The organism is Mammaliicoccus fleurettii (assembly GCF_003970575.1).
Classification (GTDB): domain Bacteria; phylum Bacillota; class Bacilli; order Staphylococcales; family Staphylococcaceae; genus Mammaliicoccus; species Mammaliicoccus fleurettii.
The window spans coordinates 1-11,622 of record NZ_RXWZ01000107.1; the positions used below are offsets into that span (position 1 = coordinate 1).

Here is an 11,622-nt window from a genome sequence, read left to right on the forward strand (position 1 = left end):
CTTGTATAATCGTATATGATGTATAATATGCAAAAATTTATATTTTAAATCAAATCACGAATAGAAGGGTAAATATATAATATGAATAGATTCGCAAAGATAGGTTTACTTTTGATGTCCATGATTCTTATGATACTACCTGTAGTATTCGGCCTTATGCTTTATCTTGAAACAAAAGGTGCTATAAATGATTCATTTCTAGATTCAAAAAAAAGCAAATCATCTTTAAGAGATAAACCAGTAGACCCAAACTTAGATCATGTTTCCGTATTATTTTTAGGTGTTGATGATAGCGATTCTAGACGTAAAGGTGGCCAAAAAGCTAGCCAGTCTCGTACAGACGCAATGATTTACACTACATTTAATAGAGACAAAAAGCAAATACGTATGGTAAGTATTCCACGTGATACTTTGAGTTATATACCAGCAGTTAAGTACTATGACAAAATTACACATGCACATGCTATTGATGGTCCAGAAGGTTCAATGGAAAGTGTTGAATCTACATTAAATGTGCCAGTAGACTTTTATGCACGTATTAATATGGAAGCTTTTGTAGAAGTTGTAAACGAGCTTGGTGGTATTGAATATGATGTACCATTCAGTTTAAATGAACCTAATACAGAAGATAAAGGCAGAATTAAAGTTAAAAAAGGAAAACAAAACTTAACTGGTGATGAAGCTCTTGCAGTTGTACGTTCAAGAAAACAAGACTCAGATTTAGAACGTGGTAAACGACAAATGGAAATGATAAAAGCCATTATCAAAAAAGCACAAGAAACAAATTCAATTAATAAACTAGACGATTTAGTTAAAATAGTTGGTAAAAATGCTAAACATAATTTCACATTTGATGATATTCAAAACTTAGCAACTACTTACTCTTCAAGCAAAGTGAAAATTAAAACAGAACAAATAACTGGTACAGATGCTAACTATAATGGTGTTTATTTCTATAATCCAGATTTAGATAACTTATTAGAACTTTCTAACAAACTGAGAAAAGATTTAAAACTACCTAAAACTAAAAAGACAGAAATGATGAATTATTTAATGACTCAAGCTTATGGTGATCTTATGCCATATATCGAAGTTTCGAAAAAAAGTCTAAAAAGTGGTGAAACTAACACAGACGATTCTTCAGAGACAGTTGAACCAGCAGTTAAACCTGATACTGATGAATCAATAGAACAGCCGACAGAGCAACCTACTGAACAGCCTATTGAACAACAGCCTATTGAACAACAGCCTGTAGAGCAGCCACCTACCGAAGAAGTGCCGTCACAAGAAGTGCCACAAGCACCACAAGAAACACCGCAACAAGCTCCTGAACAAACTAATCCAGGAGTAGACCCTAGTGTACAACAGCAACAAGAACCTAATGTTTACTAGGAAAGGAGGTATATTATGATTGAACGTAAAACATATGAAAAGTATGAACAAATCAATACAATGTTTGATGCGTTAGAAAATCAAATCATTCATTCTGGAGATTTATCTAACTTTAGAAAGAACTTATACTATGTTAATCATGAACATCATGAAAATTACGAAGCATTGTTGCTTTATTATAATCAAGCAAACCATGATCCAATTGTAGATGGTGCTTGTTATATTATTGCAATTCCAGAAATATTTAATGCAATTAACATTTTCGATAATCCCCTTCCATTCTCATGGGTATACACTGAAACAGGGTTAACAGAAGAAATGAAATCATTAAGTGTGCACTTACAATATCTCGTTGCCGCAGCATTAGAAACAAGCCAAATTCAAATATTCACACCAAGTGGATACACAATGGGCATTACCAATTGGAGCATCCATCAACTTAGATTGTTTTGGCAATACACAGCGATTGTAAGAAGAGCAGCAATTCAAAATTAAAAATTATAAAAATATAACTCTCCAATCCGAATTTTATTACCAGGATTAGGAGAGTTATTTAATTAATTAGAGTGAAATACATTAATAATGTATAATAAAAACATTCAATTTAATGGAGGTACTATCATGATAAAAATAGTTGAAAATGATATAGAAAAACAAGATGCACTAACAATAAGAAAAACAGTTTTCGTAGAGGAACAAGGTGTGCCATTAGAAGCAGAAATTGATGAATTTGAAGAAATTTCTAAGCACATTATTCTTTATCATGAAGCAGAACCTGCTGCAGTAGGAAGATATAGAACATATCATAACGGTTACGCTAAAGTTGAAAGAGTAGCCGTATTAAAACCATACAGAAAATATGGTTATGGAAAAGAAGTAATGGATTTTATAAATTTAAAAGCTAAAGAAGATGGATTCTTAGGTACTGTCTTAAATGGCCAATCTCATGCAAAAGGTTTTTATGAAAAATTAGGATATATAACTGAAGGCGAAGAATTTTTAGAAGAAAACATCCCCCACTATCATATGAAACTGACTTTTAGCTAAATTATTATTCATCTCAAATATTAAAGTTACATTACAATTTAGATAATTCTCATACTTTACTGTCAAAAAGCCTTATAATGTTATTAAATAAAATACCTATTCAAAGGAGTTTGTTTATGGATAAAAAATTCTATTACAAAACCCCTGCACTTGTAGCAATGACTTTAGCAGGTACGACACTCGTTTCTCATCAGGTGAATGCAGAAGAAACATCAAACAAAGATAACAAAAACATCATTGAGCAACATAACAATGCTAGTCAAATTCAAGATGAGCAAAAAGAATTAAAAAGCCAATCTTTGAACGTATCAGGTACAAAAACATATAAGGATCCATCTATAATAGATGAGCCGAAAGTAACTGAAGATACTTCTAAAGATACTTCTGATGTTGTGAACACAGATAACACTGCTTCTCAAGATGTTACAAATCAAGATAGTACTGAAACTGTACAAGATACTGAAGATAACACTTCTGAAGATACTTCTGACGTTGTGAATTCTGATAACACTGTTTCTCAAGATGTTACAAATCAAGATAGTACTGAAACTGTTCAAGATACTGAAGTTAACACTTCTGAAGATACTACAGACGATGTGAACTCTGATAACTCTGCTTCTCAAGATGTTACAAATCAAGATAGTACTGAAACTGTACAAGATACTGAAGATAACACTTCTGAAGATACTACAGACGTTGTGAATTCTGATAACACTGGTTCTCAAGATGTTACAAACCAAGATACTACTGAAGCTGTGCAAGATACAGAAGATAATACTTCTGAAGATACTTCTGACGTTGTGAATTCTGATAACACTGCTTCTCAAGATGTTACAAATCAAGATAGTACTGAAGCTGTTCAAGATACTGAAGATAATACTTCTGAAGATGCATCAGACGTTGTAGATTCTGATGAAACTACTTCTCAAGATGTTACAAATCAAGATAGTACTGAAACTGTTCAAGATACAGAAGACAACACTTCTGAAGATACTTCTGACGTTGTAGATTCTGATGAATCTGCTTCTCAAGATGTTGAAGAACAAGATGGTTCTGAAGTTGCTCAAGATACAGAAGATAACACTTCCGAAGATACTTCTGACGTTGTAGACTCTGGTGAAACTACTTCTCAAGATGTTGATGATCAAGATAGTACTGAAGCTGTTCAAGATACAGAAGATAGTACTTCTGAAGATACTTCTGACGTTGTTGACTCTGATGAATCTGCTTCTCAAGATGTTGAAGATCAAGATAGCTCTGAAGTTGCTCAAGATACAGAAGACAACACTTCCGAAGATACTACAGATGTTGTAGATTCTGATGAAACTACTTCTCAAGATGTTGAAGATCAAGATAATACTAAAGGTGTTCAAGATACAGAAGACAACACTTCCGAAGATACTTCTGACGTTGTAGATTCTGATGAATCTGCTTCTCAAGATGTTGAAGATCAAGATGGTTCTGAAGTTGCTCAAGATACAGAAGACAATACTTCTGAAGATACTACAGATGTTGTAGATTCTGACGAAACTTCTTCTCAAGATGTTGATGATCAAGATAGCTCTGAAGTTGCTCAAGATACAGAAGAGAACACTTCTGACGATGAATATAATTTTGATTTTGATGACCAAGATGACACTTCTAACGATATAGAATCAAATAGTATTGATAATAATCAAAATGTTCAACTTGAAAGTGCTAATGTTAAGCCACAAGTTAGAACTTTTGCAGCTAGATCAGCACGCAGTATTCCTACTTCAACATATAGAAGTACTTACAACGCCGCTGTTAGCTCAACGATTAATAATCAAATTAGAAGTAATAATTATGGTGTACCTAATTATGTTGAAGACTTTTCTAGCCATATTCCTAAAATTCCTTATCGTAATGGTGTTGGCAAACCTGAAGGTGTTATTGCTCATGAAACGGCAAATCCTAATTCAACTATTCATGGTGAAATTGCATACATGAAAAATAATTATGAAAATGCATTTGTACATGCTTTCGTTGATGACAATAACATTATTGAAGTTGCTCCAACAGACTATCTTGCTTGGGGTGCTGGTGGTGTTGCTAACCAACGTTTCATACATGTTGAACTTGTTCGTGTTTATGGCGGTGATCGCTTCGCACGTTCTATCAATAATTATGCTGATTATATTGCCACTAATTTAGCTTATTATGGATTACCATTTGATAGTGCTGAATACGATGGTAATGGTACTTTATGGTCACATGATGCTGTATCAAAATATTTAGGTGGTACAAATCATAGTGATCCATACGGCTGGTTTGCTGAAAACAACTATACATTTAATGAACTTGTAGATTTAGTGCATGAGAAGTATCAGTACAAAACAGGTACTCTAACTGCACCAAGTAAACCAATAGTAACTAAACCAAAGCCAACTAAGCCTGTTGTGAAACCAACGCCTAAACCTACTAAACCAGTAGTCACTAAACCTAAACCAACTAAGCCTGTTGTAGGCACAGCTAAAACTGTTGCTGTTAACTATAAAGGTAAAGTGAACATTAATGCATCTGGTGTATATAGTTCTGTATATGACACAACAACAAAACCAGCGACGAACAAAGCTGGTAAAACATTCAATATTGGTAAACAATCAACATTCAATAACCAAGTGTTTTACTTATTACAAGACAATAACGGTACACCATTAGGTTGGGTTAAATCTAGCGACATTCAATTACAGACTGTAACTAAACCAACGCCTAAACCTGTTGTGAAACCAACAACTAAACCTGTTGCGAAGCCTGCAACTAAACCTGTTGCGAAACCAACAACTAAACCTGTTGCGAAACCTGCAACTAAGCCTGTTGCAAAACCTGCAACTAAGCCTGTTGCAAAACCTGCAACTAAACCTGTTGCGAAACCTGCAACTAAGCCTGTTGCGAAACCTGCAACTAGACCTGTTGCGAAGCCTACAACGAAACCTGTTGCGAAGCCTACAACGAAACCTGTTGCGAAAACGGTTAGAGTTAATTATGTTGGTAAGGTTAATAACAATATTTCTGGTATTTATACTTCTGTTTATGATCAAAAAACAGTACCTGCTATGAATAAAGCTGGTAGAACATTTAAGATTGGTAAACAATCAACATACAATAATCAAACATATTATTTATTACAAGATAACAATGCAATTCCTTTAGGATGGGTTAAAGCTAACGATGTACAATTACAAACTAACAGAGTTCAACCTAAACCAGTAAAACAAGTTACGCCTGCTCAACCTAAAAAGACTAATGCTATTAAATCCAATGTTGTAAACAATCAACCAATGAATTTAAAAGAAAATTATACTAATTATTTAATCTTTGATAATACTGGTTATTTCTATAGTCAACCGAATGTGTCTAAATCTACATTATTAGGGTCACTACAAAATTATCAATATGCGTACTTTAAAGTTATTTCTTCACAAAAAGTTGGAAATGAACTTTGGTATAAAGGTTTACTTAATGGTAAAACAGTATGGATTAATTCTAAATATTTACAACTAGCAACAGAGGCTACAAATATTTCTACTAGTCCATATACTCTTGATCAAGCTGTTGATATTCAAATGGCGTTAAGAAATGGATCTGAGCCTAAAAAAGTATTACCAAGTGGTATTAGAAATGCTACTAGAGCAGAAGTTAAAGATGCAATGGATACAAGTAAGTATGTGAATGATCCAGTTCAAAAGTATCAATTCTTAGATTTAAATAAATCACAAAATATTTCTCCATCTAAATTAAATGAATTACTTCGAGGTAAAGGCATTTTAGAAAACCAAGGTAATGCATTTAGTCAAGCATCAAAAGCTGTTGGTATTAATGAAATCTATTTAATCTCACATGCACTATTAGAGACTGGTAATGGAACAAGTCAATTAGCAAATGGTGGAAATATTGATAAAAATGGAAAAGTTGATTTAAACTCAAAAACTAAATACTATAATATGTTTGGTGTAGGTGCGATCGATAAGAATGCATTATACGGTGGTATCAAATATGCACAACAAGCTGGATGGAACACACCAGAAAAAGCTATATTCGGTGGCGCTCAATTTATAGCAAACAATTATATTAAAGCAGGACAAAATACACTTTATAAAATGAGATTTAATCCACAAAAACCAGGCGTACACCAATATGCAACTGGCGTAGATTTTTCAAAATCTAACGCAAAACGTATTAGTGACTTCTATCAACAAATTCAAACTGATGGTCAATTCTATGATGTTGATCAATATAAATCATAATTCTTAAATGAATACTGAATAAACCAATGTCTTTTAAGGCACTGGTTTGATTTTTTTATTATTTCTAAATAATTTTATTTGTACTTTCAGAAGTTTTAATTTATAATCTACGTTTCAAGAAAACTGTAGACAATCGATTTAGAGGAGTACTTTTCATGGCAAACGGTAAAGAAAGAGATCATTATTTTGACAACTCTAGGTTTTTCTTAATAGTACTAGTTGTATTTGGCCACTTAACAAGATCATATGTTAATGACAGTCATTTATTTAAAGCATTATATATGTTTATTTATAGTTTCCATATGCCCGCTTTTGTTCTAATATCAGGATTTTTCGCAAAAAGTGTTGGTAAACCTGGTTACATAAAAAAAGTTACCATTAAGCTATTGTTACCTTATCTGATATTCCAATTGTTTTATGGGTTATATTATTACTATATAGATAGAGATGATACTTTAAACATTAGTCCGTTTGACCCACAATGGGCTATGTGGTTCCTAGTCAGCTTATTTTCATGGCATGTTATTTTACATTTTGTACGAAACTTCAATCCATATATAACATTTGCAGTTGCTATATTAGTAGGTTTGATAGTTGGCTACTTTGATTTTATTAATGCAAAACTTAGTCTATCAAGAACATTTGTATTCTTCCCTATTTTCTTATTAGGTTATTATATCAATAAAGAACAGTCATTTATTTTAAGAAATAAAAAATACTTATGGCTTTCTACATTAAGTTTATTAGTTATTTTTATTGCTTATTTATTAACTGACTATAACTTTGAATGGTTATTCGGAAGTAAACCATATTCAGCACTCGAAGGCGATGTTGATGTTTACAGTGCATTGAAGAGATTATTTATTTACGTTGTTATCTTTGTTTCAACTTTAAGTTTTATGAATTTAATACCAGAACGAAAATTACCATTAACTTATATTGGTTCAAGAACAATGTTTATTTACTTACTTCATGGACTATTCGTTGGATTATTCCGTTCTAAAGATTGGGATAGAATGTTATTAGATCAACCGTATGTATGGGTAGCAATTGTGCTTATTACAATAACAATTGTGTACTTCTTCAGTAGTGATATAGTTAGACATTATGCTAATCCAGTTGTTAATTTAAAAAAACCACCTAAAAAAAATAAATAAGTAAAAGAGCAGAAATTCATTTTTAAAAATGAATTTCTGCTCTTTTTTCTTATAAAAATCACTTACACTTCTCTCAACTTGTGTGAATATACCTACCCTTGCTTACACTTCTACTGACTTGTGTGAATATGGGGCTCCTAATGACTAAGAGGATAGGACAAATTAATTTGTCCTACCCTCTTTTATAATTAAAACTATATTCAATTTTTACCTAAGTAATGATTCATATGAAATAGTTCCGATATATTTATCTTCTTGATTTAATAGATATGCTGGTATTTGAACATGTTTATGCGTTACGGGTGCTAGTTCATGATTATTATTAAATAAGTTTTCTAACACTTCATAACTCGCACTTAATAGATAAGTTAAATAATCAATCCACTCTTGGTTATAAGGTGTGTCTGATTGTATAAACAATATAGGATTTTCTTTTTTAGCTGTTGGTTGCATAAAATCTGAAACAAATTTTCTTTCATCAAGTGAGAGCTCTTCTTTTGATTTAAATTTAATATGAAATTGTGCATTTTTAATAAGGCGATTATCTTGTCCAAAGTAATATCGATGAAAATGTGGTAACTGAGCTTCTGCTCTACATATATGTATTGAATCTTCTTCAAACGATATCATCCATTGTTCATCATTATTTTGTATAAGTACAAAAGTTGGATGTGGTAACCATTCAAAAATATTTAATGAAAGTAATAACTTTAATCGTTGATTCATATTTGTTAAGTTCACCATATAAACATCCCCTATTATTGTAATGTTTCTCTTATTGTAATACGTTTTCAAAATTTTTGCTATATTCATTTATTTGTTCTCTTTTTATCGTTATAATAAAATTATCGTTTTGAAGAGGTGAAAAAAATGCAATTACCATTAAATAAATTTGCATCTCAACTTCAAGTATCTGGAATAAGAGCTATCTCCAACCGTATACCTGAAATTGATGATGTCATTAACTTAACAGTTGGTCAGCCTGATTTCAAAGTGCCAACAAGTGTTAAAGATGCAATGAAACAAGCTATTGATCGTAACTTTACGACTTATTCTCATAATGCCGGATTGTTAGAACTAAGGAAAGTCGTCCAATTTTATTATAAAAACCGATTCAGTTCAAATTTTAATACGAATGAAATATTAATTACTAATGGTGCTAGTGAAGCGCTTGATACTACGTTGAGAGGTATACTTGAACAAGGAGATGAAGTGTTAATTCCCTCACCTGTATACGCTGGCTATGTTCCATTAATTGAATTATTAGGAGCTAAACCTATATACATAGATACTACCCAAAGCGGTTTAAAAATAACACCTGAATTAGTGAAATCTCATATTACAGATAAAACTAAAGCCATTTTATTGAATTATCCAAACAATCCTACTGGTATTACGTTAAATCAATATGAAGTTGAATCACTGGTTAATGTGTTTAAAGATTATCCAATCTATGTAGTAAGTGATGAAATTTATGCTGAAAATACGTTTGGTCAACAACATACCTCATTTGCATCATATGATGCTATTAAAGACCAGTGTATATTGTTAGGCGGATTAAGCAAATCTCACTCTATGACTGGTTTACGAATCGGATTTCTACTAGGACCAGAGTATGTGATGAAACAACTGACATTTGTGCATGCATATAACTGTATTTGTGCAAATGTACCGAGTCAATACGCTGCAATAGAAGCACTTACTAATGCTGTTGACTCACCTAAAGAAATGAACTCAGCATATATTGAACGTCGCGATTACATATATAAACGTTTAATTGATATGGGATTTATTCTGAACGAAAAGCCTCAAGGAGCTTTTTATATTTTTCCTAAAATTTCTCAATTTGGTATAAGTGATTATGAATTTTGTATGAAAGCACTTGAAGATTATCACGTTGCAATTGTGCCTGGTTCAGCTTTCACTCATATTGGTGAAGGATATATAAGAATTTCTTATGCATACAACATTAAAGCGCTTGAAGAAGGCTTAAATAGATTGGAAAGAATGATTCAAGAACTATTTTAAAGGGGATGAATTTCAATGAACTTTTTATGGCAAACATTTGAAACTCGAAGAAATTTATTAAAAAGCTTGGTTAAACATGATTCCATTACACATTCAGAAGGCGAAAGAACATTTCCATACTTTTTAAAAGAACAATATTTAAAACTCGATTATTTCAAAAATAATAATGAACAAGTGATTTTGCAACCGACTGGGGATGGTCGACATGCAGTACTTGCATATTATAAAGCACCAAAAACTAAAAAAACGCTCATATGTATTAGTCATCTTGATACTGTTGGCATAGACGATTATAGTGAATATAAAAGTGAAGCATTTGATATGGATAATATAACAGATATTTTTCGTGAAGATGATAAATATTTATCTTCAAATGCTAAAGAAGATCTCAGTTCGGATAATTATTTATTTGGCCGTGGCTCTATGGATATGAAAACTGGTCTAATGATACATATGTCTTTAATTGAAAAAGCAATACAAGAGTCATGGGACATCAATATTATCGTTGTTTCAGTTCCAGATGAAGAAGTTGAATCTTTAGGCATGCATAAAGCTGTTGAAAGAATCAATCAAATTAGAAAAGAAGATAATTTAGAAATAGCTTTACATTTAAACAGTGAGCCTACATTTTCACAAGCAGAAAATGATGCTAACCATTATGTTTATTCAGGCACAATAGGTAAAATTATGCCATCTGCACTTTGTTATGGTAAAGAAACACATGTAGGACAGCCTTTAAATGGCATCAGTTCAAATTATATACAAAGCTTTATCAATAGTAAGATGGAATATAGCAATCTTTTTAAAGAACATTATAAAAGCGAAGTGACACCACTTCCAGTATCACTAATGAGTCGAGATATTAAAGACCATTATGATGTACAAACACCATTTCGAACAGTTGCTTTATATAATGTATTTTTATTTAATAGAAATGCAGAAGATGTCTTCACAATATTTAATGATGTTGTAAAAGATGCTGTATCAATTTGCGAAAAAACCTTTCAAGATAAATTAAAATCTGAAGGTTTCAATAAAAATATATCTATAAATGTTTTAAGCTATAAAGAATTAAAAGATTTAGCAATTAAAGAATTTGGTGAAGCACATATTAAATATGTAATAAAAGAAGTCATTGAGCAAATTCATGATGAAAGAGCGCAATCAATAGAAATTACTGACCGCTTCATGCATATGCTAAAAGGACTCGGCCCTAGTGTTATAACATTCTTTGCACCACCTTATTATCCAGCTGCACACTCATCAGAAGATCCATTCATAGATGAAATAGTAGAAACTGTTAGTGATCTTTCATTATCTAAATTTAATAGAGTTTCTAAAAGACAATATTTCTTTAATGGTATTAGTGATTTAAGCTATGCAAAATATCGACTAGATGATTTAGGCTTTGAAAGTTATATTAACCAAACACCAGTATTTAACGAATCTTACTTTATACCATTTAACGATATTAAAGAGATAAGTGCGCCTGTTATTAATATCGGTCCAATTGGAAAAGATGCACATCAAGTTACTGAAAGAATCAATATGAAAAGTGCCTTTGAAGAAATACCAACCATAATCGAACAAGTTATTAAGAAGCATTTATTATAAAAATCAATAATAACAAAATAGAGGCAGGGACAAATTGGCACTGAACCCCTAAAATGGGAACTTAATAAAAACACTATTTTCTAGGCTGCTAATTTCCTGAATTCTATAGGAGATAA

General features: G+C 31.8%; 8 protein-coding genes. 7 read left to right on the forward strand and 1 reads right to left on the reverse strand.

The window, feature by feature from the left end:
• Nucleotides 1-81: 81 nt before the first annotated feature.
• The 5 genes from CD129_RS08715 to CD129_RS08735 all read left to right on the forward strand — a co-directional run bounded on the left by CD129_RS08715 (nt 82) and on the right by CD129_RS08735 (nt 7,864).
• Nucleotides 82-1,392: an LCP family protein gene (locus CD129_RS08715; RefSeq protein WP_115337626.1), complete on the forward strand. Its 1,311-nt coding sequence runs from the start codon at nt 82-84 to the stop codon at nt 1,390-1,392.
• Nucleotides 1,393-1,410: 18 nt separating this feature from the next.
• Nucleotides 1,411-1,887, forward strand: a complete 477-nt coding sequence (locus CD129_RS08720; protein WP_078356886.1) for a DUF2538 family protein — start codon at nt 1,411-1,413, stop codon at nt 1,885-1,887.
• Between the two features lie 126 nt (nt 1,888-2,013).
• Complete coding sequence (locus CD129_RS08725; RefSeq protein ID WP_115337627.1) at nt 2,014-2,439, forward strand: GNAT family N-acetyltransferase; 426 nt, start codon at nt 2,014-2,016, stop codon at nt 2,437-2,439.
• Between the two features lie 116 nt (nt 2,440-2,555).
• Nucleotides 2,556-6,707: a glucosaminidase domain-containing protein gene (locus CD129_RS13540; RefSeq protein ID WP_160149118.1), complete on the forward strand. Its 4,152-nt coding sequence runs from the start codon at nt 2,556-2,558 to the stop codon at nt 6,705-6,707.
• A 155-nt stretch (nt 6,708-6,862) separates the two neighbouring features.
• Nucleotides 6,863-7,864: an acyltransferase family protein gene (locus CD129_RS08735; protein ID WP_115337629.1), complete on the forward strand. Its 1,002-nt coding sequence runs from the start codon at nt 6,863-6,865 to the stop codon at nt 7,862-7,864.
• A gap of 207 nt (nt 7,865-8,071) precedes the next feature.
• Here the strand turns inward: CD129_RS08735 and CD129_RS08740 are convergent, their stop codons facing one another.
• Nucleotides 8,072-8,608 (reverse strand): hypothetical protein, encoded by a 537-nt coding sequence (locus tag CD129_RS08740; RefSeq protein ID WP_115337630.1) that lies wholly within the window; start codon nt 8,606-8,608, stop codon nt 8,072-8,074.
• Nucleotides 8,609-8,734: 126 nt separating this feature from the next.
• Here CD129_RS08740 and CD129_RS08745 point away from each other — a divergent pair, with 126 nt between their 5' ends.
• Both CD129_RS08745 and CD129_RS08750 read left to right on the forward strand, forming a co-directional pair.
• Entirely contained in the window at nt 8,735-9,892 is a 1,158-nt protein-coding gene (locus CD129_RS08745) for an aminotransferase class I/II-fold pyridoxal phosphate-dependent enzyme (RefSeq protein WP_115337631.1), read from the forward strand.
• A 15-nt stretch (nt 9,893-9,907) separates the two neighbouring features.
• Nucleotides 9,908-11,506: a M20/M25/M40 family metallo-hydrolase gene (locus tag CD129_RS08750; RefSeq protein WP_115337632.1), complete on the forward strand. Its 1,599-nt coding sequence runs from the start codon at nt 9,908-9,910 to the stop codon at nt 11,504-11,506.
• Nucleotides 11,507-11,622: the final 116 nt, after the last annotated feature.